Annotated in this window: 33 protein-coding genes; 27 read left to right on the top strand and 6 right to left on the bottom strand. The window is 55.9% G+C overall.

Annotation, left to right across the window (positions count from 1 at the left end; all coding sequences use genetic code 11):
- The first annotated feature begins 3 nt into the window (after window positions 1-3).
- From B3Z49_RS03160 to B3Z49_RS03195, 8 genes are all read left to right on the top strand, one after another.
- Window positions 4-1,290, top strand: coding sequence for a phage portal protein (locus B3Z49_RS03160; RefSeq protein ID WP_296988181.1), 1,287 nt, complete (start codon window positions 4-6; stop codon window positions 1,288-1,290).
- The gene (locus B3Z49_RS03165) at window positions 1,247-2,086 is read left to right on the top strand and encodes a head maturation protease, ClpP-related (RefSeq protein WP_296988182.1); all 840 of its coding nucleotides are present in this window, start codon (window positions 1,247-1,249) and stop codon (window positions 2,084-2,086) included. Before B3Z49_RS03160 ends, B3Z49_RS03165 begins: the two co-directional genes overlap by 44 nt.
- A 15-nt stretch (window positions 2,087-2,101) precedes the next feature.
- Window positions 2,102-3,418: a phage major capsid protein gene (locus B3Z49_RS03170; RefSeq protein ID WP_296988183.1), complete on the top strand. Its 1,317-nt coding sequence runs from the start codon at window positions 2,102-2,104 to the stop codon at window positions 3,416-3,418.
- A gap of 64 nt (window positions 3,419-3,482) precedes the next feature.
- Window positions 3,483-3,914 (top strand): hypothetical protein, encoded by a 432-nt coding sequence (locus B3Z49_RS03175; protein ID WP_296988184.1) that lies wholly within the window; start codon window positions 3,483-3,485, stop codon window positions 3,912-3,914.
- A gap of 69 nt (window positions 3,915-3,983) precedes the next feature.
- Window positions 3,984-4,151 (top strand): hypothetical protein, encoded by a 168-nt coding sequence (locus tag B3Z49_RS03180; protein ID WP_296988185.1) that lies wholly within the window; start codon window positions 3,984-3,986, stop codon window positions 4,149-4,151.
- Between the two features lie 9 nt (window positions 4,152-4,160).
- A complete protein-coding gene (locus tag B3Z49_RS03185; RefSeq protein WP_296988186.1) occupies window positions 4,161-4,751 on the top strand; it encodes a head-tail connector protein in 591 nt (196 codons plus the stop codon).
- On the top strand, window positions 4,751-4,927 hold the full coding sequence (locus B3Z49_RS03190) for a hypothetical protein (protein ID WP_296988187.1): 177 nt from the start codon (window positions 4,751-4,753) through the stop codon (window positions 4,925-4,927). The genes B3Z49_RS03185 and B3Z49_RS03190 overlap by 1 nt, the downstream gene beginning before the upstream one ends.
- Window positions 4,914-5,237: a phage head closure protein gene (locus B3Z49_RS03195; RefSeq protein ID WP_296988188.1), complete on the top strand. Its 324-nt coding sequence runs from the start codon at window positions 4,914-4,916 to the stop codon at window positions 5,235-5,237. The genes B3Z49_RS03190 and B3Z49_RS03195 overlap by 14 nt, the downstream gene beginning before the upstream one ends.
- On the opposite strand, the gene B3Z49_RS03200 is transcribed toward B3Z49_RS03195, so the two are convergent.
- Both B3Z49_RS03200 and B3Z49_RS03205 read right to left on the bottom strand, forming a co-directional pair.
- Window positions 5,234-6,016 (bottom strand): hypothetical protein, encoded by a 783-nt coding sequence (locus B3Z49_RS03200; RefSeq protein ID WP_296988189.1) that lies wholly within the window; start codon window positions 6,014-6,016, stop codon window positions 5,234-5,236. The genes B3Z49_RS03195 and B3Z49_RS03200 overlap by 4 nt on opposite strands.
- A gap of 63 nt (window positions 6,017-6,079) precedes the next feature.
- A complete protein-coding gene (locus B3Z49_RS03205; RefSeq protein WP_296988191.1) occupies window positions 6,080-6,319 on the bottom strand; it encodes an XRE family transcriptional regulator in 240 nt (79 codons plus the stop codon).
- A gap of 86 nt (window positions 6,320-6,405) precedes the next feature.
- Here B3Z49_RS03205 and B3Z49_RS03210 point away from each other — a divergent pair, with 86 nt between their 5' ends.
- The 19 genes from B3Z49_RS03210 to B3Z49_RS03300 all read left to right on the top strand — a co-directional run bounded on the left by B3Z49_RS03210 (window position 6,406) and on the right by B3Z49_RS03300 (window position 20,631).
- Window positions 6,406-6,702 (top strand): hypothetical protein, encoded by a 297-nt coding sequence (locus B3Z49_RS03210; protein ID WP_296988193.1) that lies wholly within the window; start codon window positions 6,406-6,408, stop codon window positions 6,700-6,702.
- A 39-nt stretch (window positions 6,703-6,741) separates the two neighbouring features.
- The gene (locus B3Z49_RS03215; protein ID WP_296988195.1) at window positions 6,742-7,560 is read left to right on the top strand and encodes a phage antirepressor N-terminal domain-containing protein; all 819 of its coding nucleotides are present in this window, start codon (window positions 6,742-6,744) and stop codon (window positions 7,558-7,560) included.
- Window positions 7,561-7,633: 73 nt separating this feature from the next.
- A complete protein-coding gene (locus B3Z49_RS03220) occupies window positions 7,634-8,047 on the top strand; it encodes an HK97-gp10 family putative phage morphogenesis protein (protein WP_296988196.1) in 414 nt (137 codons plus the stop codon).
- Between the two features lie 5 nt (window positions 8,048-8,052).
- Window positions 8,053-8,442, top strand: coding sequence for a DUF3168 domain-containing protein (locus B3Z49_RS03225; RefSeq protein ID WP_296988198.1), 390 nt, complete (start codon window positions 8,053-8,055; stop codon window positions 8,440-8,442).
- 40 nt (window positions 8,443-8,482) lie between these two features.
- Window positions 8,483-9,178 carry a hypothetical protein gene (locus tag B3Z49_RS03230; RefSeq protein WP_296988200.1) on the top strand — a complete coding sequence of 232 codons (696 nt, stop codon included), beginning with the start codon at window positions 8,483-8,485 and terminating at the stop codon, window positions 9,176-9,178.
- Window positions 9,175-9,642: a gene transfer agent family protein gene (locus B3Z49_RS03235; protein WP_296988201.1), complete on the top strand. Its 468-nt coding sequence runs from the start codon at window positions 9,175-9,177 to the stop codon at window positions 9,640-9,642. Before B3Z49_RS03230 ends, B3Z49_RS03235 begins: the two co-directional genes overlap by 4 nt.
- A 155-nt stretch (window positions 9,643-9,797) precedes the next feature.
- The gene (locus tag B3Z49_RS03240; protein WP_296988202.1) at window positions 9,798-12,335 is read left to right on the top strand and encodes a tape measure protein; all 2,538 of its coding nucleotides are present in this window, start codon (window positions 9,798-9,800) and stop codon (window positions 12,333-12,335) included.
- Window positions 12,332-12,958: a hypothetical protein gene (locus B3Z49_RS03245; protein WP_296988204.1), complete on the top strand. Its 627-nt coding sequence runs from the start codon at window positions 12,332-12,334 to the stop codon at window positions 12,956-12,958. Before B3Z49_RS03240 ends, B3Z49_RS03245 begins: the two co-directional genes overlap by 4 nt.
- Window positions 12,955-13,518: a hypothetical protein gene (locus B3Z49_RS03250; protein ID WP_296988205.1), complete on the top strand. Its 564-nt coding sequence runs from the start codon at window positions 12,955-12,957 to the stop codon at window positions 13,516-13,518. Before B3Z49_RS03245 ends, B3Z49_RS03250 begins: the two co-directional genes overlap by 4 nt.
- Window positions 13,519-13,528: 10 nt before the next feature.
- Window positions 13,529-13,948, top strand: a complete 420-nt coding sequence (locus B3Z49_RS03255; protein ID WP_296988207.1) for a DUF6950 family protein — start codon at window positions 13,529-13,531, stop codon at window positions 13,946-13,948.
- A gap of 2 nt (window positions 13,949-13,950) precedes the next feature.
- Window positions 13,951-16,560, top strand: coding sequence for a hypothetical protein (locus B3Z49_RS03260; RefSeq protein WP_296988208.1), 2,610 nt, complete (start codon window positions 13,951-13,953; stop codon window positions 16,558-16,560).
- Window positions 16,561-16,574: 14 nt separating this feature from the next.
- Window positions 16,575-16,931 (top strand): hypothetical protein, encoded by a 357-nt coding sequence (locus B3Z49_RS03265; protein WP_296988209.1) that lies wholly within the window; start codon window positions 16,575-16,577, stop codon window positions 16,929-16,931.
- Window positions 16,932-18,302: a hypothetical protein gene (locus B3Z49_RS03270; RefSeq protein ID WP_296988211.1), complete on the top strand. Its 1,371-nt coding sequence runs from the start codon at window positions 16,932-16,934 to the stop codon at window positions 18,300-18,302.
- 1 nt (window position 18,303) lies between these two features.
- A complete protein-coding gene (locus B3Z49_RS03275) occupies window positions 18,304-18,840 on the top strand; it encodes a hypothetical protein (RefSeq protein ID WP_296988213.1) in 537 nt (178 codons plus the stop codon).
- 116 nt (window positions 18,841-18,956) lie between these two features.
- The gene (locus B3Z49_RS03280) at window positions 18,957-19,163 is read left to right on the top strand and encodes a hypothetical protein (protein ID WP_296988214.1); all 207 of its coding nucleotides are present in this window, start codon (window positions 18,957-18,959) and stop codon (window positions 19,161-19,163) included.
- 40 nt (window positions 19,164-19,203) lie between these two features.
- A complete protein-coding gene (locus B3Z49_RS03285; RefSeq protein ID WP_296988216.1) occupies window positions 19,204-19,464 on the top strand; it encodes a hypothetical protein in 261 nt (86 codons plus the stop codon).
- Window positions 19,461-19,631 carry a hypothetical protein gene (locus B3Z49_RS03290; RefSeq protein WP_296988217.1) on the top strand — a complete coding sequence of 57 codons (171 nt, stop codon included), beginning with the start codon at window positions 19,461-19,463 and terminating at the stop codon, window positions 19,629-19,631. The genes B3Z49_RS03285 and B3Z49_RS03290 overlap by 4 nt, the downstream gene beginning before the upstream one ends.
- Complete coding sequence (locus B3Z49_RS03295; protein WP_296988218.1) at window positions 19,628-20,101, top strand: hypothetical protein; 474 nt, start codon at window positions 19,628-19,630, stop codon at window positions 20,099-20,101. The genes B3Z49_RS03290 and B3Z49_RS03295 overlap by 4 nt, the downstream gene beginning before the upstream one ends.
- Complete coding sequence (locus B3Z49_RS03300; RefSeq protein WP_296988219.1) at window positions 20,101-20,631, top strand: hypothetical protein; 531 nt, start codon at window positions 20,101-20,103, stop codon at window positions 20,629-20,631. The genes B3Z49_RS03295 and B3Z49_RS03300 overlap by 1 nt, the downstream gene beginning before the upstream one ends.
- Here B3Z49_RS03300 and B3Z49_RS03305 read toward each other — a convergent pair.
- The 4 genes from B3Z49_RS03305 to B3Z49_RS03320 all read right to left on the bottom strand — a co-directional run bounded on the left by B3Z49_RS03305 (window position 20,628) and on the right by B3Z49_RS03320 (window position 24,371).
- On the bottom strand, window positions 20,628-20,960 hold the full coding sequence (locus B3Z49_RS03305) for a hypothetical protein (RefSeq protein ID WP_296988220.1): 333 nt from the start codon (window positions 20,958-20,960) through the stop codon (window positions 20,628-20,630). The two genes, B3Z49_RS03300 and B3Z49_RS03305, sit on opposite strands and share 4 nt — an antisense overlap.
- 302 nt (window positions 20,961-21,262) lie before the next feature.
- Window positions 21,263-22,246: a DUF4238 domain-containing protein gene (locus B3Z49_RS03310; RefSeq protein ID WP_296988235.1), complete on the bottom strand. Its 984-nt coding sequence runs from the start codon at window positions 22,244-22,246 to the stop codon at window positions 21,263-21,265.
- Window positions 22,247-22,346: 100 nt separating this feature from the next.
- Entirely contained in the window at window positions 22,347-23,156 is an 810-nt protein-coding gene (locus tag B3Z49_RS03315; protein WP_296988221.1) for a hypothetical protein, read from the bottom strand.
- 282 nt (window positions 23,157-23,438) lie between these two features.
- The gene (locus B3Z49_RS03320; RefSeq protein WP_296988223.1) at window positions 23,439-24,371 is read right to left on the bottom strand and encodes an AraC family transcriptional regulator; all 933 of its coding nucleotides are present in this window, start codon (window positions 24,369-24,371) and stop codon (window positions 23,439-23,441) included.
- Window positions 24,372-24,432: the final 61 nt, after the last annotated feature.

Raw genomic sequence — 24,432 nt, forward strand, 5'->3', positions numbered from 1 at the left:
GGCATGGGGTTGATGAAATTTGTGCGCGGTCTGGGGCGTGGTGGTGCGTCCGGGGCGCGATCACAGACCTTTGACCTGTCAAATATGTCTGGTGAAGACCTTAAGGAGTTCATCCGCATTGGTGGCGGGATGGATACCGCGTCGGGTGTTGCTATCACCGATGCGCGTGCCATGCGTGTTGCTGCGGCGTGGCGGTGTGTCAACATCATCGCGGGCACGATTGCCAGCATGCCAACCGACATCATCAGACGCGAAAGCGAAACGGTGCGCCGACCGGCGGTTGGTCATCCGTTGCGCCGTGTGCTGACAGTCAAGCCGAACCAATGGCAGACCCCGGCAGAATACAAGCGTTTGATGCAAGGGCATGTCCTGATGCGCGGCAATGCCTATTCGCGCATTGTCCGATCAGGCAAGGATGTCATCGCGCTTCTGCCGATGCATCCTGACCGCACGCGGGCAGAGCAAAACGACGATATGACGATGCGCTATCGGTACACGCGACCGGATGGCTCATTCATCACGTTGCAACAGAAGGACGTGTTTCATCTGCGCGGAATGTCACTTGATGGCGTTCACGGCATGTCTGTCCTGTCCAACATGCGCGAGGCATTGGGGCTGTCTATCCAGACAGAAACCGCCGGGGCTTCGATGTTCAAGAACGGTGTTCTGGCAGGTGGCGCTTACAAGCACCCTGGCCAGCTCAGTGACAAGGCGTATGACCGTCTGAAATCAAGCCTTGATGAAAAGTCAGGCGCAAAGAAAACAGGCGAATGGCTGATCCTTGAGGAAGGAATGGACATCGCGTCGGTGGTTCTGTCTGCACAAGATGCACAGTTCCTCGAAACACGGGACTTTCAGCGATACGACATCGCGATGTTCTTTGGTGTTCCGCCTCACATGATCGGGGCAACGGACAAGCAGACATCTTGGGGATCCGGGATCGAGGCACAAGGCATTGGCTTTGTGACTTATACCCTGTCGGACTGGTTCTCAATCTGGGAGCAAGCGATCAAGCGCGATCTGTTGCCGCCCGAAGAATGGGAAACGGTTGATTTCAAGTTCTTCCCGCAAGGTCTTCTGCGCGGCGATACCAAGGCGCGCAAGGAATTCTACCAGTCCGCCTTGCAGTGGGGCTGGATGAGCCCGAACGAGGTTCGCGAGAAAGAGGACATGAACCCGCGTGATGGCGGTGACATCTACTACGACCCGCCGAACACAGCCGGAAATCAGAACGAGGACACAGGCGATGACAATTCGCAAGCTTCCGAAGATCAACGCATTCAAGATTGACGGCGTCGAGTTTGACGCGCCGTCCGATGCTCTGGAGCGTTGGAACGCTGCGGTTCGTTCCGTCTCTGCCGCTGCTGGTGATGGTCAGATCGAAATGTATGACATCATCGGCGAAGATATCTGGTCGGGTGGTGGCATCACGGCGGCCTCTGTCGCCGAGGCTTTGCGGTCTGCTGGTGATGTGACGGTATCGATCAACTCGCCTGGCGGTGATTTCTTCGAAGGGATCGCGATCTATAACCTGCTGCGCGCGCATCCGCACAAGGTCACAGTCAATGTTGTCGGTCTTGCTGCATCCGCCGCTTCGGTGATTGCGATGGCCGGTGACGAGGTCAATATCGCCCGCGCCGGGTTCATGATGATCCACAATGCGTGGTCGATCGCCGTTGGCAACCGGCATGACTTTTTGTCGGTGTCAGAGACGCTTGAAAAATTCGATGCGCAAATGGCAGAGCTTTACGCCGCCCGCGCTGAAATCGATCCGGCAGAGGCCGCAAAGTTCATGGACGATGAAACATGGCTTTCCGGCGAAAACGCGATTGAGCATGGATTTGCCGACGGTTTCATTGCAGCAGATGACGTGACCAACGATCCGGATGCTGATGAAGGCAACGCGCGCGCAGCCATTCGCAGTGCCGACATTGCCTTGGCAAAACAGGGCATGCCGCGCTCCAAGCGCCGTTCTGTTCTTAGCAAAATTCGGGGTACGCAGGACGCTGCCCCACCCGCCACGCCGCGCGCTGGCGATCTGGCCGCCGCATTGGCGGATCTCAAAAATACCATTTCACCACGCTGAAAAAGGATCACAGCGATGAATCGTATGATTGCCCAGCCGTCGCGCGGGATTGTAGCCGTGCGCGCAGATGCAACCGACCCGTCCAAACTGGTCGGCGAAATCAAAGCGGCGTTCGAAGACTTCAAAAAGGCCAACGATGATCGCCTTGCGCAGATCGAGGCCAAAGGGTCTGCCGATGTCGTGACCAATGAAAAGGTCGACAAAATCAACGCATCGATCACCGACCTGCAGGCGAAGCTCAATGAAATCGCAACGTCGCAGGCGGCAATGCAGATGTCTGGTTCTGCTGCAGCCGATGAAGAGGCCGCCGCGGTCAAGGCGTTCTCGCGCGAACGTGGGCAGGATATCCCGGTTGAGGATTATCGCGCCTACAAGGACGGCTTGAACACCTATATGCGCCGTGGTTCGAGCACGCCGAATGATGTCAAGGCGGCACTGTCTGTCGGGTCTGATCCGGATGGCGGTTACACCGTGACGCCTGATATGTCTGGACGCATCATCAAGAAGGTCTATGAAACGACCCCGATGCGCCAGCTTGCCAATGTCGTGACGATCGGCACCGATAGCCTTGAAGGCTTCACCGACCGCGACGAAGCAAGCGCGGGCTGGGTGTCTGAAAAGGGCGCTCGTACCGAAACTGATACGCCGGGCTTTGGCAAGTGGTCGATCCCGACCAACGAAATGTATGCCGAGCCGAAGGCAACTCAGAAAATCCTTGATGACAGTATGTTCGACATCGAGGCTTGGCTTGCCGAGAAGGTTGCTGACAAGTTCGCACGCGTCGAAAACGCGGCCTTCATCACCGGTGATGGTGCGGAAAAGCCGCGCGGCATTCTTGACTACGATACCGTTGCCACGGCAGACGCTACCCGCGCATGGGAAAAGTTCGAGCATATCAATACCGGTCAGTCCGGTGCGTTCGCGGCGTCTGATCCAGGCGACAAGCTTGTCGAACTGGTGTTTGCGCTCAAGGCATCCTACCGGAACAACGCGAACTGGCTGATGTGCCGCAAAACTGTCGCCGACGTTCGCAAGCTCAAGGATGGCGACGGCAATTACCTTTGGCAGCCTGATTTTACCCTGCGCCAGGGTGGTCTTCTGCTGGGCTACCCGGTTGTTGAAGGCGAAGACATGCCGGTGCTTGCGGCGAATTCGCTGTCGATGGCCTTTGGTGATTTCCGCGAGGCCTACACGATCGTTGATCGCAAAGGCATCACCGTACTGCGCGATCCGTTCACGCAGAAAGGTTTTGTGAAGTTCTACTCGACCCGTCGTGTCGGTGGTGGGGCTTCTGATTTCGAGGCGCTCAAGTTCCTTCGCTTCGGTTCCTGATCCAGTTGACGGGCTGGTGCGCCAGCCCGTTTTCCCATCCGCATAAGCAAAAGGATTCTATGCGATGAAACGCGACGATATCAGCAACATGGGCGTCGACTTTGCCATTGCGCCTGCTGCACTTGATGCCGACCCGACCCCGCCTGCGGTTGATCTGATCGGTTTTGATTCTGCTTCCTTCCTGATCAATGTTGGCGTCGGTGGCATCACCTTCTCTGGCACCAACAAGATCGAATTCGTCATGACCCATTCGGACGATGACGCAACTTATACCGCGGTAACCGATGACGATGTTGTCGGTGTCACGGTTGCCAGTGGCGGTATTGTCCACTCGCTGACCGCTGCCCATGCGGCGGCAACTTCCACAAAGGTCGGTTACATCGGCGGCAAGCGCTATGTCAAAGTGCTTCCGGACTTTAGCGGCACCCACGGTACTGCGACCCCGATGTCAATTCCGGTGGTCAAGACCCGCGCGCATCAGCGCCCGGTCGCCTGATAAAACTGGATTGATCTGATTAATAGGCCAGGGTGCTTAGCGCCCTGGCTTCTTTGTCTGGAGAGACCGATGAAAACCATCGTCATGCTGAAAGATGCGACGGGTGCAGATCGCGGACATACGGTACGCGATTACGAAAAAGGCAAGGAATACACCGTAAGCGATGACCTTGCGAAAGAGTTCATCCGTTCCAAGGCGGCCAAGGCAAAGCCTGTGAAAGCCGCCACCAACAAATAATCGGGTGTCATGATGGATGTCGTTCTAACGACCGCACCGGAATCGCCGGTGGTAACGCTGGGCGAAGCCAAGAAACAGTTGCGGGTTGTCGACGGCTTCACCGATGACGACGATTATATCGAAGGGCTGGTTTCCGCTGCGACCAGCTACCTGGACGGGCGCGAGGGCATCCTTGGGCGCGCAGTTGTGACGCAGACATGGACAGGAACGATTGATTGGCGGTTTCCAGATCAGATTGAAATCCCATTGCCGCCTTTGCAGTCTGTCAGTTCGGTTAAATACATTGATACCGCTGGCGATCAGCAGACGCTTGCCAGCAGTGAATATCAGGTGATTTCGAACAAGGAACCCGGCCTTATTGTCCCGGCGTTCGGCAAATGCTGGCCGTCGGTGCGTAATCAACGCCAAGCTGTCGAGGTCGTCTTTGTCGCAGGCTATGGCGCGCCAGAGGCAGTGCCAGAACGGATCAAGCAGGCGGTATTGTTCCTTGTGTCACATTGGTATATCTCGCGCACGCCGGTTAATGTCGGCAACATCGTCAATGATATCCCAAAGACATTTGACGCCTTGGTCGGGTCTTCGAGGGTGTGGAGGTTTTGATGGCTACGATTTCAGATATCAATGTCTGCAAGGTCGCACGCGAAAACATTACGCTTGAGATTCGCGTTACCGGTCTTTGGCGGTTCAAGGTCGGTCTGGTTATCCTTCGCCTTGGTGCGTGGGTGTCCGGTGCGAATATCGAGTTGAAATCTGGCGGTTCTGATGCAGCCCGGTGAAATGAATGAGCTGATCACGTTTGAGCGGGGCAGTTATACCCAGAATGCCGGGGGCGGGTCGGTGGAGGCTTGGGCGCAGCTTGGTGCGAAAAGCTGGGCCAAGGTCAAGCCGATGTCGGGCAATGAACAGGTGCGCGCCGCACAGGTTGGCAGCAGCACCATGTATGAAATCGGGCTGTATCGCCGGACCGATGTCAATGAAGCCGATCGGATCGTGCGCAGCAACGGGGATGTGTTGCGGATCCGATCCGCACCGAGTGAAACAAACGCCGCCTTCATGACCATCATGGCCGAGAAGGTGACGCCTTAACCGAATTCGTCTTCGAAGCTTTGGAACAGTTCGAGTTCTTCGGGTTTCAGGACGCCATCAGCTTTGATCAGTTCGTGGCAGGCATCAAGGAATTGCCGCCGCTGTTGCAGGTCAAGGTCCCAAATGGCGTCAAAGGCGTCGTTGATCTGGCTTTCAGTAGGGTGGAGGCGTTTCAGGTAGGCGGTAATCGCTGCGGTGTCCGCGTCCATCATCGGGCGTCCAAGGTCAATACAGCCTTTGGCGACGTGATCGAGCATGAAATCAAGTTCGGCTGGATGCATGAATCCGTCGCTGCGCGATAGCGTTGAAAGCAGCCGCATTTGATGGCGGAATTTCTGCTTGGCGAACTGGCCAGCCGGGGCGCGTTTTTCAGCGCCCGGTGTGAAGTCGCTGGGCGGAAAGCGGTTCGGGTCTACATCGGTCGAGAGTTCGTTGCGAAAGAACGCGACCGGGTGATAGGTCACGCCGTCAACATCAATGACCGACAGAATGCCGGTGCTAAGGAATGATCGGTACTTCTTGCGCTCGTGACAATGAGCATGAATGCGATAGGCCGTTGGCTCTGTATCGCATCGGTGAACCGTAATACGGCGCATGGTGATGCGGTTTCGGCTGTCGCAATATTCGATGGCAAAGGAGATGTCGCCGATATCAAGTTCGGCATCCGGGTTGCTGGCGGGCGCGAAGGTAATGGCTTCTTCCGGTTCATCATGAATTGGCGGCCATGTGCCCGGAATGGGCGGCGCGTTCTTGGCGTGGAAGATTTTGTTTACTGGCATTTCTCACCCCGTTGCAATCAGGGGTGGAATGCTACGTCTGTCATATGATGGGAGTCAAATATTTCAGGATTTTCGCAGACGGACGCCAGCGCCTTCGCCGTTCTCGGAAATGAATATTACGCCTTTGCTTTCCAGCGCTGTTTGGATGGCAGAGAGATTGGGTTTGTTGATGTTAGGCACGGTGTCGTCAAAGGATTCTGCCCGTCGAACAGTCATAAGTCCTACTTCTGCGAGTTCGGCAAGTTGTTGTGCGGTGATTTTGATGATGGCGCGGGCTGCTCGTATCTGCGATCCAGTGATCATTTTTGTACCATATGATTTTTAATTGACCATTTACGTATCAAGTGATACTTAAAATACCACCTGATGCGTAGTGAGGCAATTTAATCATGTCGGACAGCACGATTTCAGTACCGGTGACGGTCACGGACTATATCGGGACTTACCAAAAATTAAGTCAGGCGGGTGACGCCGACCACAACAGTCATTTGATCGAATGGCTGGAGGATCAGCTTTTGACCGTGCGTCCGCGTGATGTGGGCGAGTTCAAGGCGAAAATGGATGTGCTGCTGGATTGGGTTAACCCCGGTATCAGCGGCATGAGCGAGAAGGGGACTGACCTGCTTGTCACGCAGGTCAACAGCCTGAGGGCCGATCTGCTGGCGCTTCGGGATTTGGGGATGTGACACAACGGGGGTTGTTTCAACATCAATGGAGTGTTTGCTATGTCAGCAGCACGTAAGTTCAATCCGATCAATGACAATCCGGGCGGCAATGATCTTGTCGTTCTGGATTTTCATGGAAGTCGTCTTGTTACCTTCGAACACAATGGCCAGCCGTATGTTGCTATGCGGTCGGTTGTTGAGGGAATGGGCCTTGATTGGTCGAGCCAGCGTAAGAAGCTGGCGGATCAGTCCGCGAAATTCAGTTGTGGTCATATCGCCACAACTGGTCGAGATGGTAAGTGTTATCAAATGCTTGCCATGCCGGTTCGAAAGTTGCCCTTGTGGTTGGCGTCTATCAATCCGAACAAGATCAATGATTCGGAAAAGCGCCAGCGCATTGTTCTGTATCAGGAAGAATCAGCGATTGCGCTGCATGATTACTGGACGCACGGGGCGGCGGTTCGCAAGGATGGCGTTCAGATGGATGCCATCCGCGATATGGTGAAAGAAATGGTCGTAGAAGCCATGACGGAATTCACCAAGCAGATGATGCCGCAGATGATCGAACATCATCTGTCGCGCAATCCACAGGTCGGGGCGGTTACTTCTGTTCCGGCTTTGCAAGTCGCGATCGAGAATGGTGTGAAAAAACGTCCGCGCGGCTTCATTCAGGCGGTCAGCAACGCGTTGACGCGGTTCTGTGAAAGCAGCCCGCATTTCACCATCCATCGCGATGTCTATGGACGCAAACTGTTCCCGCGCGAAGCCATCAACGCATGGCTGGCCAAGGGCGGGTGGGGCCCGCTAAAAGACCGTCTTGACCGGCAGGTAGAGGGACAGTCGGTTTTTGATCTGGTCCAAGGTGGCAAGCAAAAATAAATAGGCCACACAGGCATATTTAAATGGATTAAAGGGCTGCCTTCTGGCGGCCCTTTTGTTTTGGGGGTTGGGTATGAGCCGTCGGGGATCTGGGCTGCGCGGGGTGAACAATTTCCGCCGGCTGTTGCGGCGGTTGCCCGATGAAGTTTCGCAAGAGGTTCGCGACGAAGTGCGCGAAGCTGCCGAGTTGATCGAATATGACGCCAAGCGGTTGGTGCATAAGGATAGCGGCGATTTGGCGGCATCGATCAGTCACAAGTTGGGACGTGACAAGATGTCAGCCCAGATCGGTTTCAGTTCAAAATGGAAGCGGCTTTGGCGGCAAGCTGGTTGGCGTGCGGCGTTCGAAGAACTTGGCACGTCGCGGCAACGCGCCCATCCGTTCCTGTTCCCGGCATGGGAAATGAACCGGGCGGATATCACCAAGCGGATCGCCAAGGCGATCAACAACACGCTGGATCGGTTGGCATTTTATAAAAGCAGGTAGGCGTTATGGATGCTTCGTGGCCGGTGCAAAAGGCGCTGTTTTCTGTGCTGGATGCGGCATTGGAATGCGAGGTGCATGACAATGTGCCCAGCAAAGCACAGATGCCCTATGTGGTGATCGGCGATGATACGCAGGTGCCAGAAGATACCAAGACCAGTCTTGGCTTTGGTGTGACGGTTAACTTGCATGTCTGGTCGGATGCATCGGACGGGCGGCGCGAGGCCAAGCAACTGCTTGGCGAGATTTATGGCGTTTTGCATGACGCCGATCTGACCATTGATGGCATGGATGCGATTTCATGCCGGTTTGAATTTTCGGAAACATTACCGGATGTCGATGACCGCCTGACCCATGGGGTTGCGCGGTATCGGATAGGCGCAGACAAGGCCGCATAAGCGGCCTTTTTTGGTGGCGGCATTAACAAGGAACCAAGTGATGACGAAAGAAACAGCAAAGCATTGTTTGCTTTATGTTGGTGGCGGCGGTGCGGCCCTGTCGGCGGCGATCACCTATGGCCTGTCGGTTTCCGGCAGCACGATTACCATGTCGGATTCCGGTGACGGTTTCATTGATGGCGGCATCAAGCAGGGGTCGCAGATCACCGTGACCGGCTTTGCCGACAACCCGGATTTCACCGCAATCGTCACCACGGCGGCGGCGGGTTCGCTTACGCTTAAGGCCCCGGTTGATCCCGATACCCGCCAGGACGTGACCCTTGTCACCGAGGCAGCGGGCGAAAGTGTCACCATCACGGTCGAGAATTACTCCCTGCTGCTTGGGCAGGACAACACGACCTATGAGAAGTCCGCCAGTCAGATTGACTTTGGAGACAAGAACAGTGGCAACTGGTCGCCGCAGGGTGCCGGTACGGTCACCATGTCGGTCACGGCAGGTGGCAAGATCGAATTCACCACCGATGGTGAGCATGGCAACTGGAAAAAGCTTTCGGATGCCATCGACAACGGCACGGATGTCAATTGCCGCCTGGTGATCAACTCGTACCTTGACAGCTACTACGCGCCGTTCTCGATTTCCGGTCAGTCCGGTGGTGGCGGCAAGGACGATCCGAACCCGTATGACTTCACCCTGTCGCCGTCTGCCCGCCCGGTATATGTCACCGGGTATGCATGATGACGGCCAACGAATATCGCGGCGAAATCGCGATTGATATTGGTGGGGCGCAGCGTGTGTTGCGCCCCAGCTTTACCGCGCTTTCGGAAATCGAAACCGAAACCGGCAAGGCGTTGCAGCAGCTTACGGCCAATGCGGTGTCGCTGACTGTCAGCCTGACCGATATGGCGATCATTCTGACCTGCGGCCTTCGGGCGGCGGGTGAGGATGTTGACCGTGATCAGGTCGGGCAGTGGATCCTCGATGCTGGCGGGGCGGTTGAATATTATCAAGCGGTTGGCAAGTTCGTTGTCTTTGGCCTTACCGGGGGGCGGGATTCCGACGAGGAAGACCGGGCCAAGGATGATGACGCGGGGGAGCCGATGCCGGAACGGGCTACCCGTTCCGGCGGATGGCGGCGTTGGCTTGCGGGCGCATGGGGTGGTCAGAAGACCGGTTCTGGCGATCAACCCCGCATGAAATGATGATTGCCTTTGATGGCTGGTTTGAGTCCGCCCATCCAGAGGCCGCAGCAGCCAAACGCCAGCGCAACGGGTTCAAGGCGTTTCAGGATGCCGTGGTCAGAAAAATGGGTAAATAGGGTGTCGGTTCGGGCACCCTTTTTTGTTGGGGTGCTTCGATGGCGACTGTTGCGGATCTTCTGGTACGGATCGAAGCCAACACCCAGCAAATGCGCAATGAGCTGCGCAAGGGCGAAGGGATCGTTAACAACTTTGACAAACGGGTAAACCGTGCGGCGCTGTCGTCCTCCAGTGCGCTTTCGCGCATCGGGCGCAGTGCACAGGCAACCATCGGCATTCTGGCGGGGCTTGGTGTCAGCCTTGGTGTGGCGGAAATCGCCACCGGGATTGCCCAGGTCAATGCGCAGTTTCAGGACTTGCAGACATCGCTCAAGGTGGCGACGGGGTCTGCTACGGCAGCCGATCAGGCTTTTGCCGGGTTGCGTGTGTTTGCCAAGGAAACGCCGTTTCAGCTATCCGAGGTCACGCAGGCATTCATCAGCCTGAAAAACCTTGGCCTTGACCCGTCGATGGAGGCGCTTCGGGCCTATGGCGATATCGCCAGTTCGTTCAATGGCAAGTCGCTAGATGACTTTATCCAGGCGGTTGCCGATGCGACCACGGGCGAGTTTGAACGCCTTAAGGAATTTGGCATCAAGGCCAGCTCCGAAGGTGAAAACGTTGCGTTCACGTTCCGTGGCCTGACCACGACCATCGGCAAGAATGCCGCAGAGATCGAACGCTATCTGCAAGACCTTGCCCGCAATAACTTTGGCGGGGCGATGTCCGAAAAGATGGACAACCTGTCTGGCCGGTTCTCGAACCTCAAGGATGCGGTTGATGATCTGTATGTGACCATCGGCGAAAGCGGCGGCATTGATGTGATGGCAGGCGCGCTTGAGATTGCAAGTGGCGCTGTTGTTGGTTTGACGGATAACCTTGAGGGCGTGGCGGATGTGCTGGCTTTGGTCGGTGCCGCTGCTGCTGGCCGTTTCTTGGCGCCGCTTGTAACCAGCATGGGTGCTGCCGGTGCATCTGCTGCGATGGCGACAATATCGTTCCTGCGAATGCAGGCGGCTTTGCCGCAAGTGGCAAACGCGTCACGCGTAGCGGCTGCGGGTATGCTTTCACTTGGTGTTGCAGCCCGCGGGGCTGGTGTCGCCATGGCGTTCCTTGGCGGCCCGGTAGGTGCTGCGATCACTGTTCTGTCGGGTGCGGTTTACCTTCTTTCGACACGCCAGAGTCAGGCAGAGCAAGCCGCCGAAGATCACAAACTTGCTATGGAGCGTCTTAACGTCGCGCTTGGTGATGGGACAAAGCTGTCATCAGAGGCGGCAGGTGCTGCAAGGCAGGAAGCGCAGGCGCGTATTTCGGCGGCACAGGCAACACTTGAGCAACTGGAGGCCCAGCGCAAGGTTAATGAAGTTGCTGAGCAGATGGCGGCAGAAGCGCCGATCCAGTCGCCATTCGACCCGAAACTTGATCTGACCAGTGACCTTGACAGGAAAATCGAAGCGCAGAAAAAGCGCCTTGAAGAGCTGCGAGATGTGCTTGCCCAGCTTAACGGTGATGTTCCGGTTTCCGGTGGTTCCGGTTCTGGCGGGACTGGTGGCGGCGGTGGTTCCGACAAGGCTGCGGACCAGATCAAACGAGTCATCGAAAATCTGAAGTTCCAAGAAGATCAGCTTGGCAGAACTGCCCGCGAACAAGCAATCTACAACGCATTGCAGCAAGCGGGCATTGACGGCAATCACAGTCAGGCTGCGGTTATCCGTGAGTTGGCCGGATCGTACTACGATACGAAAAAAGCGATCAAGGATATGACTTCGGCGGCTGACGCGCAGATAGAGGCGCGTGCCGATATTGATCAGAGTATCGAGGCACTTAAGCTTGAAAACCGGTTGCTGCAGGTTCAAGGGGTAGAGCGTGAAAAACTGCGGGCGATCCTGGAGGCCGAGGCAACCGCCCGCGAAGGCGGGATCGAGCTTTCAGAGCAGCAGCGCCAGCAGATCGAAGACCTGATCGACGCCAACGAACGGCTGAAAACGGCAGAGGATCAAGCAGCAGAGGCCGCGCGCGATGCCCGTCAGTTTGCACGGGACTTTGGCAATGTGATTTCGACCGGGTTTGAGGATGCGATCCTTTCGGGTGAAAAGCTGGGCGATGTCCTGAAATCACTCGAAAAGGATATCGCGCGGATCATCATGCGCATGGCTGTGACCAAGCCGCTTGAGAATGCGGTTGGTGGTCTTTTCGGTGGTATCGACTTCGGCGGTATTTTCGGTTCGCTGTTCGGTGGCGGTGTTTCTGCCAGTGCCGGATATGGGCAATATGCGAGCAGCGCGTCGGGGGCCGGTATTCTGAACCTTTCGGGTGCGCGTGCAAATGGCGGGCCGGTTACGGCGGGCAAAGCATACCTCGTCGGGGAAAAGGGCCCAGAGCCATTCATCCCGTCGGTGTCGGGAACGATCCTGCCGAATTCAAGCCTTTCGGCTGGCGGCGGGGAATCGTTCACCTATGCGCCGAATATCACCATTGATGCGCGCAATTCGACAATGTCGCCTGCGGAGTTCCGGGCAATCGTCAAGACGGCGGTTGATGGGTCGGTTGCCGAGGTGCGCAGCCTGCAACGTCGCAAGGGGAATGCACGGATATGACGATTACTTATCCGCTGACATTGCCTGCCAGTCCGGGCGTGCAGGCGATCCGGTGGCGTCCGATGTCGAGTGTTGCGGTCGCTGTCTCGCCGTTCACGCAGCAACGGCAAACGCAACGCAACCAGGGTCAGGTATGGCAGGCTGATATCACCCTGCCGCCGATCCGGTCGCGTGCAGTTGTCGGGGAGTGGATAGCGTTCCTTCTGTCGCTTAACGGTGCGGAGGGGTTTTTCAAGATGGGCGATCCGGACAATTTCGGGCCGCAGGGTGTGGCGACCGGTTCTCCGGTTGTTTCCGGTGCCAGTCAGATCGGCGGGGTGCTGGTGACAAGCGGTTGGACGGCATCAACGACCGGCATCCTCAAGGCGGGGGATCGCATCGGCCTGACCAGTGGTTCGGTGATGCGGTTGCACAAGGTTCTGAAAGATGTCGATAGCGACGGTTCTGGCAATGCCACGCTGGACATCTGGCCGCGTGTGGTCAGTTCGCCCGCAAACGGATCGCCGGTCGAGCTTGCCAATCCGACATCGCTTTTCTGGCTGCCCGATGGCATTCCGCAGCATGACATTGATCGTCTTGGTCATATGACAGTCACGCTTAATTGCATGGAACACCTGACATGAGCCGCCCAATTGATCCTGATTTGCTTAATCACATGATGGGGAGCCAGATCAGCCCGGTTTTGTTCGGGCGGATCGGCACTGCGGCGGGCGATGTCCGAATGTGGACGGGCTATGGTCAGATCACATGGGGCGGGTTCGAATGGCTGGGCGGCGGAGAATTTATCGGCATTTCCGAGGTTGAAGAAACCGAGGATGTGCAGGCAAACGGCCTTGTCTTCACCATGTCGGGCATCCCGACCGAATTGTTGGCGACCAGCATTTCACAGATGCGCCAAGGTTTGCCGGGTGAATTGTTTCTTGGCGCGCTTGCCGATAACGGTGTGCTGATCGGGGATCCGTACCCGGTTTTCACCGGGAGAACAGACGTTCCAACGGTGGATGATAGCGGTGAAACTGTTACGATATCGGTCACGGTTGAAAGTGACATGGTCGATCTGGAACGCGCCAAGGTGCGGCGCATGACCGACGAAGATCAAAAGTCGGTCTACCCTGATGATAAGGGGTTCGAGTTTGTGAACGGATTGCAGGAAGCCGAAATCACCTGGGGTCAGATCGGTTGATGGTGATGTCATGACGCGATTGCCGAAGTGGGAGAGCAGATTTGCAGACTGGCAAAAGGCCGCCTTCGGGCGGCCTTTTTCGTGGGGTGAATCTGACTGTTGCCTGACCGTATGTGATGGGCTTTTGGCGATTACCGGCATCGATCCGGCAGCATCGTTTCGCGGCAACTACAAAGCCAAACGCGGTGCCTATGCCGCGCTTAAGCGGTTTGCCGGTGGTGGCCTTGTCGAGACGGTTGAAAAGATCACGGGTGATCTTGGGTGGCTGGAAGTGCCGCGCCTGACAGCGCGGCGCGGTGATGTTGGTCTGGTGGATACAGAACTTGGCGAGGCGCTTGCCATCTGCACCGGCCCGAAATGGGCGGTGCAGGGCGAGCATGGTCTTGTCTTCCTGTCGATAAAATCGGGCCTGCGTGCCTGGAGGGTCTAAGTATGCCACAGGCTGCTGTTGCGATTGTTGCGGCTGTGGCCAGCAGCGCGACAAGTTCGGTTTTGGGCGGAATTCTTGGGTCCATTGCCGGGGCTGTCGTTGGAGGCGCTATCAGCTTTGCCGGTGCTTCGTTTTTCAGCACCAAACCCAAGACACCTGATCTCAGTATCGGATCGCGGCTTTCTGATCGCACGCAGATGGTGCGCCAGTCGATCGCAACGCGCCCGATTATCTATGGTCAAACGGCGGCATCCGGCCCGGTGACGTTTATGAATGTCACCGATGGCAAGAAAAAGCTGCAATGGTTGATCACCATCACCGGGCACCCGGTCGAGGAAATCGGTGATATCTGGTTTGGCGATACCAAGGTGTTCGAAGGACCGGGAACAGGCGATGCCATCGGCAAATATGCCGGTTATGCGCGTTTTTGGAAAGGCGATGGTACCGATGATGGGGACGCCGATCTTTTGGCGGCCATGCGGGCACGTAACAGCCAGTGGACGGTTGATCACAAACAGAAAGGCTGTGCCAAGCTTTATTGCGAATTGACATGGGATCAGGATATTTACCCGTCCGGCATTCCGCAGATCAAGGCGCTGGTCAAGGGCAAGAAAGATATCTATGACCCGCGCACCGAAACAACGGGCTACACCGACAACTGGGCGCTGGTGGTTGCCGATTATGTCGCGATGGAAGACGGCATCGGAGCGAGTTTTGCCGCGATCAATGAGGATGATCTGATTGCCTCGGCCAATGTCTGTGACGAGGATGTCGACCTTGCCGCCGGCGGAACTGAAAAACGCTATGTCGTGGCGGGTGTGGTCGATACCGGCAATCCTGTTGGTGACAACCTGCGAGAGTTGCTTAATCCCGGCGCAGGCATTGCCACGCGCACGGGCGGGGAATGGGCTGTCCATGCCGGATATTATCGCACGCCGGAATATACGGTTGATGAAAGCTGGCTTGATGGGCCGATCCGCATGCGCACGCGCCAGTCAAAGCGTGATCTGTTCAACACCTTGCGCGGTGTTTACGCGGCGGAAAGCAGTCTGTTTCAGCCGACTGATCTGCCGGTCCTGAAATCCGAGGTCTTTATTGCCGAGGATCAGGGCAAGGAAATCGTTGATGATCGGGAATACCTGTTCACGCCAACGGCGTCCTGCGGGCAGCGGTTGCAAAAGCAGGCCTTGTTCCGAAATCGTCAGCAGATTGAACTTGATCTGCAATGCAACCTCAAGGCCATGGCGGTGCGGGTTGGTGACGTTGTCGGCTTCACCCGTGCGGCTTATGGCTTTGATGACAAGCCGTTTGAAATTGTCGCCTGGCGTTTCGCGCCGCGTGATGATGGCGATGTGATCCGGCTTGGCATCGACATGACCCTGCGCGAAACCAGCGCAGAGGGTTATGACTGGACCACGGCGGATGAAAAGATTGTCGCGGTATCCGCGGCAAGCACGCTGCCATCGCCGAGTGATGTCGAGCCGCCAGACGGCCTTGATGTTACCGAAACCAAATATTCGACCCGCGATGGTGGCGGGATCAAGGTCAAGGTGGTTTTGCAATCGGGCGAGGCCGATGACGGCTTTGTCACCGATTACCAGTTCGAAAGCCGTTTGCTCGGTGAACTCGAATGGACGGTCTATCCGCGTGTGAAGGGTCGCCCGTTCCTTGAACTGTTTGATGTGGCCACAGGTATTTATGACTGGCGCGTCAAGGCGGTCAGCGTGGTTGGTCCTGGGTCCGATTACGTCACCGTGCGTAAGGAAATTCAGGGCCTTGGCGATAAACCTGCCACGCCAACCGGCGTGACGATTTCGGTATCGGGTGGATTTGTGTTCCTTCGCTGGAACCGGTCTCCTGATCTGGATGTTACGCAGGGTGGGGTTGTCCGGTTCCGCCATTGCCAGGCGCTTTCGGGTGCGACACTGGCAACGTCAACATCGATCGGGGATGATGTTCCTGGCGGCGATACCATGGCTGTGTTGCCGCTCAAGGCTGGTTCGTATCTGGTGCAATTCGTGGATGCGGTCAACACCGTGTCCGATCCTGCGGTTGTTACCACCGATGGTGCGACGGTTCTTGAATATTCGACCTATGACACGGTTGTTGAAAGTGCGGCCTATGACGGCACCCATGATGGCACGATTGTCAATGATGACGGTCACCTGACCCTGCAAGGGGCCGGGCTGGTCGATGACATCATTGATTTTGATGCGGTGTCATCGATCGATGCCTATGGCGGCGTTCTGACCAGTGGTGAATATGACTGGGGATCGGGGCTTGATTTCGGCACCAAGCGCCGCATGCGCCTAACTGCGTCTGTCACGGTCGAGGTCGTCAATGTTGTCGATCTGATCGACGACTGGCCGGGGTTGATCGATGATAGGCCGGATTTCGATGGAGAAGCGTCCGGCGAAGGTGATTGCACCATCTGGGTGCGGACCACCGATGATGACCCGAATGTGTCGCCGACCTGGTCGGAGTGGCAGCGTCTTGACAGTGCCGAGGTGTTTTGTCGCGGCGCTGATTTGAAGGCGGTTTTGACGGTGTCAAACCAATCCTACAACATCCGGGTCAGTGACATGCGGGTGACCGCAGAACAACTGGCTTAAACAGGATTTCCAACATGGCAAAGAAAACCAAAGGTGCGGCGCAGGCCGCATCAACCATCCGTGTTGCGCGGCTGGATCGATCCGGTGTGCTTATGGGCTACGAAGACATTGCCGATGGCAGCGTTGCGACCGTCACTGATGGCATTCCGGAATGGGTCGATGGCGGTGATTGCGACCTTAAACCGGGTCGTTACCGCTGGAACCCGCAGGCTGGCCGGTTTGAGCCGGTCAAGTCCGAAAAGGTGGAAGCCGAAACAGCGATCATCGAAGGGTTCCGCCATCTGCGTGATGTTGAGGGCATGACGTTGCCAGCAGCGACGGAAAGCTGGATCGCGGAATATGACAAGCGCAAAGCGCGGGTGGGGGCATAAATGGCACAGCATGATTATGTCGTGGGCAATGGATCAGGCGCGGTTGTCCGGGGTGATTTCAATGACGCGCTGCTTGCCGTTGCAACGATGAATTCTGGCGCAACTGCCCCATCAACCACCTATGCGTATATGGCCTATGTCAATACCAGTGACGGCCGCCTTTATCAGCGCAATGCGGCGAATACCGGGTGGGTCGATCATGGTTCGGTGGCAAGCCGCCTTTTGCGACTTGAGGATGTGGCCGCAGGTGGTTCGGCTGGATTGCTTCGGGCTGATGGTGATGGTTCCGGTTTGACTGGTATTGGCGGGTTGGCCCGTTACAGCATTTTCCAGAAAGCGGACATTACCACCCCCGCTTTCACAAAGACTGCTGCGCAAACGATTTCGATCAAGGCAGGGACGCGCATCGCGGCGGGCGGAACGGTTCATGAATGGTCGACTGATACTGCCGTTACAATGCCGACGCATTCTTCTGGCGCCGACTATTCTATTTGGCTGAAAACTGACGGATCGCTCGAAGCTGTTGCCGATTCCTTCGCAAGTCCTGCGGCGACGGGGGATCTTGCTGCGCCGCAGGCTGGTGCGGTGAAGGTCGGTGGGTATCATTATGGTCTTGTCGGGCCAACAGAAACCGTTGCGGGTGGTGGGTTTAACACATCTGCTGTGACATCAGCGGGCGGGTCGTTCGGGTGGACACAGGCAGATGTCGATAAAGTCAAGGGAATCAACGCATTTTCGATCTGGGATGCCACATTCAAGTGCGCAGGTGAACAGCGTGGCATGGTCTTCGACCCGACCATGAAGATGTGGGTGGCGATCTATTTTATGTCAGACGATCCTGATGCCAACGGACCGTCTGGGTACAACACCAATGTCGCCAGCGGCACTGTTCTGCCATATATCCCGTCTGCGTGGGGCGGTAACGGATCAACAAAATATTCGCGGCTTGCAACATTTGAGGCAAACGAGCTTGTGTCGTCCTTCGGACTGCGTTTGCCGAGATATGAGGAATTCATGTCGTTCGCTTTTGGTGTGACAGAAGGCCAAAGCCTTGGAGGCGCATCATCTACAATCACCGCGACAGCGCGGCAAGCGGGATATACAAGTCGGATCGGGCTTGAGCAGGCAACCGGGCATCAATACGTCATTGGCGGGCCGATCGACAGCGTCGGAGGTTCAGCTTGGTCCGGCGTCGGGCGTGGTAGTATCTTCGCAGGTTCTGGTGAAATCCTTCTCGGCGGAAACCGTGGCAGTGGCTCGTTTTCCGGGTCCCGCTGTGTGGACTTTAGCAATGCGTTGTCTCTCTCGATCTGGTCTATTTCGGTTCGGGCCGCGGGTGACCACGTGAACCTTGGGCAAGAGGCGCGCTAAAATGAATGATCTTTATAGTCCGCATACGGGAGAGCACATTATCTCTGACGATCCTGCGCCTTGGATGTTGAGCGCGGGCGTTGCTGCGCCGGGATATAACCGCGATACACAAGGTTGCTTCTGGCGCGGTGAAGGTTGGGAGGTTGTTGCGGGCGGTGCGACGGTCACTGTTTCGGAAGTCGAAACCGAGCGCGACCGCCGTCTTGCCGCCGCATCATTCGATTATGATTTCGGGGATGGTCGCGGTGTCCATACCATCGGCACCGATGAAAAGGACATGGCGGCCTGGATGATGGAAGTGATGCCGATCGCGCAGGCGCGGCTTGCGCTTTCCGATGCCACGGCGATCAACATCGTCACCAACACCGGGCCGGTGTCGGTGTCGCCCACTGAATGGATGGACATCTTCAACACGGGTGCCGCCAGTCGTCAGGCGATCTGGCAATATTACTTTGCCCTGATCGCGATGGACCCGATTCCGGCGGATTATCAGGACGATCAATACTGGTCACCGCCACCGGAACCGGAGGGGGAATAGGGTCATGCGCAAAATCAAGCTTTGTTACGGGATCGCACTGGCAGCGGTCCTTTTTTTTATCGCTGTCGCCCCTCATCTCCGCGCGCGCAAGCCCGGTGTGCGGCGACCGGTCCAAGGTGATCGATAGCCTGTCGGCCAAATATGCCGAGGAACCGGTTGCGGTCGGGGTGACCCGCAATGGCGGCGTGATCGAGGTGCTTAAAGCGCCCGACGGGCAAACATGGACCATCCTGTTTACCTATCCGGGCGGGCCAAGTTGCCTTGTTGCCTCTGGCGAGGCTTGGGAAGACCTTGAAGATAAACTCAAGGGGCCGGCGGCCTGACCATAAATTTCCGAAATGTCCAGCCGATAGGGGTGATCAGATGGACGCAGCGACGTTTTACTGGGTGATCGGCGGAATGGGCGGAACCTTTCTTTTGATTGTCGGTTGGGTGCTTAAGCGACAGGCGGATGATCGGGCCGATTCAACGCAAAGCCGGGCCAAGCAGTGGGATGCGCATAACGAATTGCGCCGGGACCACCATGGGCTTGAGCGCCGGATGCTTGAGAAAATGTTCACCAAAGATGACGCGACGCAAATGGAAAAGCGCATCACAGATGTGGTGAGGGAGACGGTGAAATGATGATCATCCTTCACATCATCGCCATGGCGATCGGCGGGGCGCTGTTTGGCGGCATCGCCATGCTGGCCGGTCCGGCCATGTGGCTTGTCATCGCGCTGACCATCATCGGGGCCATCGTTGGCTATGTCATGGTTTGGGTGGCGCTGGTTATGGGGTGGATCCGATGATTGATGCATCACAGTTGCGCCTTGATGTCATACGGCCCGTGCTGACCGCCACCGGCCTCTGGTCGCAGGCGGCGGAAAACCTTGTGCTTGGTACTGCCGCGCAGGAAAGTGCCTGCGGCAAGTTTGTTGTCCAGCTCAAGGGCGGCCCGGCGCGCGGCATCTTTCAGATGGAGCCGGACACGCTTGACGATATCTATGACAATTACCTGTCATATCGTGATGACCTGCGCGGCTCGATTGATGCCTGGTTGATCGGGGCAATCGACAAGGCCGAAAACCTGACCGTCAATCTCGCCTATGCGGCGCTGATGTGCCGGGTGCATTACCTGCGCCGCGCCGAACCACTGCCCAAGGCCGATGACGTGCATGGCATGGCGGCCTATTGGAAGCGGTACTACAACACCGTTCATGGCAAAGGCACGCGGCAGGAATTTGTCGAGAACTATGAACGCTATATCGGGGGTGCGTGATGGACTTCGATTGGAAATCGATCGTCAAGACGGTTGCGCCGGTGCTGGGCACCGCCATCGGTGGGCCGCTTGGCGGTCTTGCCACCCGCACGATTGCCGGTGCCCTGCTGGGTGATGAAGACGCCACCGAAGATCAGATCGCCGCTGCTGTGCAGTCGGCATCGCCTGATCAGTTGCTTGCCCTGAAAAAGGCGGAACAGGACTTCAAGGTCCAGATGAGAAAGCTTGATATCGATATCGAGCGCATTCACCAACAGGACCGTGACAGCGCGCGAAACCGTGAAGTCAAAACCGGTGATACCTGGACGCCGCGGCTGCTTGCCATCGCCATCACTGTCGGGTTCTTTGGTATCCTGTCTTTCATGGTGACCCATGCTTTGCCGGAAACCGGGCGTGATGCATTGCTGGTGATGCTTGGGTCACTCGGCACTGCCTTTGCCGGGGTGATTGCATACTATTTCGGTTCAAGCTCCGGCAGTAAAAGCAAAGACGCTGCGATGCACGCCGCTATATCGCGGCCTCGTTCCTAGCCCATCAACCGGCACCCATCCTTGCAGGCCCCTTCGCGGTCGCAAGGGTGGGGCTGGTCGGTGTGGATGGCACAATAGATCGGATTGGCCGGCGTGACTTTGGTGCCCGGTTCCATGATCGGGAACGCGCCCAGCGACCCGCACCTGGCGCAGCGCAGCTTGCGCAGGATCGTGCCCAGCCCGATATGCGGTCCATGCCGATCGATCAGCGGAGCAAATTCAAGCCGCCCGTCATGGTCGCAACGATGGTTCGCGCAATAGATCCGGCAATGATCATTCATCCGTGCGGCCTCAAGGATGCTGATGTAGCCATCCCAATCATGACCCATATATTTTTTGCCTGAATTGTTCCCGGTATGTTCTTTTATCATCGGGCCAGAATTCAATCAATATGCACTGCAATTCGTGGGGCACCCTGTTTGTAACCCATTGATATATAATGGGCGCATTATGGTGTTTCGTGGGGCACCTGTGCATTGAAAACAAAGGGTTTTTCGGAACTCTGCTAGTCCCTCCTCGGCTACCAATTAAATAAGCCCTGCATCCCTGATGCAGGGCTTATTTCATTTTTACGCGGCAGGAGAGGGCTTGAGCCCCCTGGTTCGCGAGAAATTGGAACGTTGGCTACTAGCTAGCGCGTGGTTTTAACGGATACGATTTCTCCTTCCTGATCTACAGGCAAGAAACTTAACCGTGGCTTTGCCTCTGGAAGTAATGCGCATTTCTTACCGAGCCAAGATTGGTTTGATGATGCATAAACTTGCTTTAAGCAACCAACCAACTGGAGTTGATTCAAGAAACGTACTTCGCAACCCTTCGCATCTCTAGACGTAAGTTTAGGTGGCCAACCAATTCCAGATGTTTCTTTTGGGTGATAAGCCAAGAAACAGGCGTTCGGACTTAGAGGAAATGAAATACAGCTTTCTGGTCGCCAATATCCGGGGCCTGTGAACTCTCCCAATGTACCTCGGTCTTCAAAAAGTTGTACTGGCGAATCTGAAATTACGTACTGCAACTCTGCTGGTGCAAAGATTATTTCCCAGTTCATCTTAGAAACTATTGGAGCGAAATGTTGCGCCGCCGACAACGTGCTAACGGTCTCTTTAAAATCGACAAGTATGGCTCCGTCGTCGTCTATTTCTAGCTTGCTCTCAGCTATATTTTTTAGGTCGAGCTGACCTCTTTCTGAAGAAGCCTTTTTTACTTCTTCGATATAATTTTCCACCGAACTAATGGTATGTTTTGGAAATTTCTTGTGCGCTATTGCTAGTAATAGATCAGCATAATCTTGCCTCTTCCTTGGAGATCGGAAGTCCTGAGAGGTTAAGAAAATTGCGAAATCCTCACGTTGCTCAGATGTTAGGGGGGAGCCAGATAGAAGCAGTTCCATGACGACGGAGCCTGCACCTTCAATCTCACTTAGTCTTTTTTCAATGCTCTGTGTGTCTATATCGCCAGATTCTAATGTTTCTGCGTTGTAATAACGTTGACACGCAACATTTTGGGAAGAAGCAATATGAGAAAAACCTTTGTTTCGCTCAAAAACATGAATTTTCTCATCTTGATTTGAGAACTTCTTGAGTAGAAATTGAGGGACGTAGTGTTGCCGTTTCACTTTGCTCAACGGTAAGCTCCAAGTCGCTATTTAGTTTGCGGGAAAAAGGGGACAGTCCCCTTTTTAAGCGTGAACCTGGATCAGCGACAACCGAAATGGGTTACTTGGTTACACTGGCTCGGCCGAGAACTTCATTGTTGATGCAAGAGGCATAGATCCAATCAGAGTCCGTTACGCCCAGCTTGGTGCACAGCGCCTGCGAGGACGGGTTATCAAGGCGAACGCCGGTCATGAAACCTCGTGCAGCCTCTTTTTCCCACATATGAATGATTGCCTTGGCACCAAGAATCAAGCCGATCTTCTCGCCGCGTCTGTCCTCACGCGTGGCAAGCATGCCCCAAAAGACATCGTTTGGTCGCGCTCCGGACGCATGATGCATCACGAATGAAGATGCACTCGCAACCGGTGCGCCAGAAGCGTCAATGGCAACCAAGTTTATGCCGCGCCTGCCTTGACCCCGCATGATGGCGCCCGGCACAGGCATGACGTCACAGGATTGGCAAAGTGCAGCAACATCAGCGACCAGTTCATTCGGCGACATTTTGTCGAGTGCTATAATCGACAGGTCGCTTGGCAGGTCATACTTATCAAGGGCTTGACGGCTGGCCTCGTAGGCGGCTTCACCACCCCAATAATGTTCATGGCGGTCGCACGAAAATCCGCGAGCCTTCAGTTCTGCGAACAGTTTATCTGCCTTGAATTTGGGGAAATAATAGGCAACCGATGCGCCAAGCAAAGAGGTGACAGATGCAAGTATGTCGGCGGTGTCGGTCTGTATATCGGACAGGGCGACCGTCCGGCCGTAATAGGCAAATCTCGGATTGTCATTTATCAGTGACCAAAGAGCCGCACTCCTCTTCATCAGAGCAATGCTGCTTTCTGTTCCGAAAAACTCTTGATGAATATCCAACTTTGCCCCTTTTCTTATTAAATGATCTCAATAACTTACCTGAAATCGTGCAGTCGGCTAAAGGTTGCTCGGAATATTACGGCATTTGTTTAGATGGTGTTTTTTGCGCTCAGGTGAAGTGTATTTTATCATTCAACTGCCAGAAAATAGCGACTGCCAGTGATGTTGAACGCTGTACGATCCGTGCTGCTCCTGTCATTAGGGCGTGACGCATATTTCTCCCACTAACAAAATTCTGCGATGCGGGGCTCGTTTGGTCTCAGTGCTTTGTGCTTGGGGTGTTCAAGTCATTTTGACGTCTGGCCGGGGCAAGCCTTGCTTGCAATAGCTTCTTGGTGGGCAGCCCATCACGCGCTTAAACGCTGTGCTAAAGGCACTCTCGGACTCATATCCCAGACTGAGCGAGATTTGGGATATCGGTTCGCGCGATGAGGTCAGTCTTTCGCCGGCCAGCATCATCCGCCAACGGGTCAAATAGCCCATCGGGCTTTCGCCAACGCGTTCCTTGAACTTGGCGGCGAAGGCGGACCGGGACATGCCGGAGCATTTTGCAAGGCTTTCCACAGTCCAGTTCTGCGCCGGATCGGCATGGATGGCCGATATGGCCTTGCTGACTTGCGGGTCGGCAAGGGCAAAGAACCAGCCAACCCCCTTGGCGTCGTCATTCATGTACATGCGCAACACCTGGATCAGCATCATGTGGGCCAGATGTTGCAATACCAGTTTGCTGCCCGGATCGTTTTTGCGCATCTCCGTCATGGTGCGTTCAATGCAATGGCGAAGTGCTTCGCTTTCATCGCGATTACGAATGACCACAAGCGGCGGCAACATCGCCAGCAGCAAGTCGGCCTGCGGTCCTTGCAGACCAAACCGGCTGCTCGCCACAACGCAATCCCCGCCGCCATTCAGTGTTTTGATGGTGCCAAATCCGGAAGGTTTAAAGGTTGTGCCAGCTTGCATTGGCGCGACATCAAGGTCGCTTGCCATCAAGAAAGCCTTGCCATGTGGCAGCAGGACGCAATCCCCGGGTTGCAGGTGCACCGGGTCGGCCACCCCCTCAACCGAAATCCAACAGTCCCCTTTTACCACTGCGGCGGTTTTGATGTTTTGCCCCTGATCGGGAAACTGGATCGCCCAGGGCGCGCCGATATCGAACCCGGCCGAAAGGTAGTTTTCCGGGCGGAGCAGGGCGAGGATATCGGAAAGCGGATCCATGGTTGGCCTGTTTGTGGACGAATGAGAATATATATTGGACTCATACGCATAGATCGTCCAG

It is taken from the genome of Thalassospira sp. UBA1131, assembly GCF_002311515.1.
Lineage (GTDB): Bacteria > Pseudomonadota > Alphaproteobacteria > Rhodospirillales > Thalassospiraceae > Thalassospira.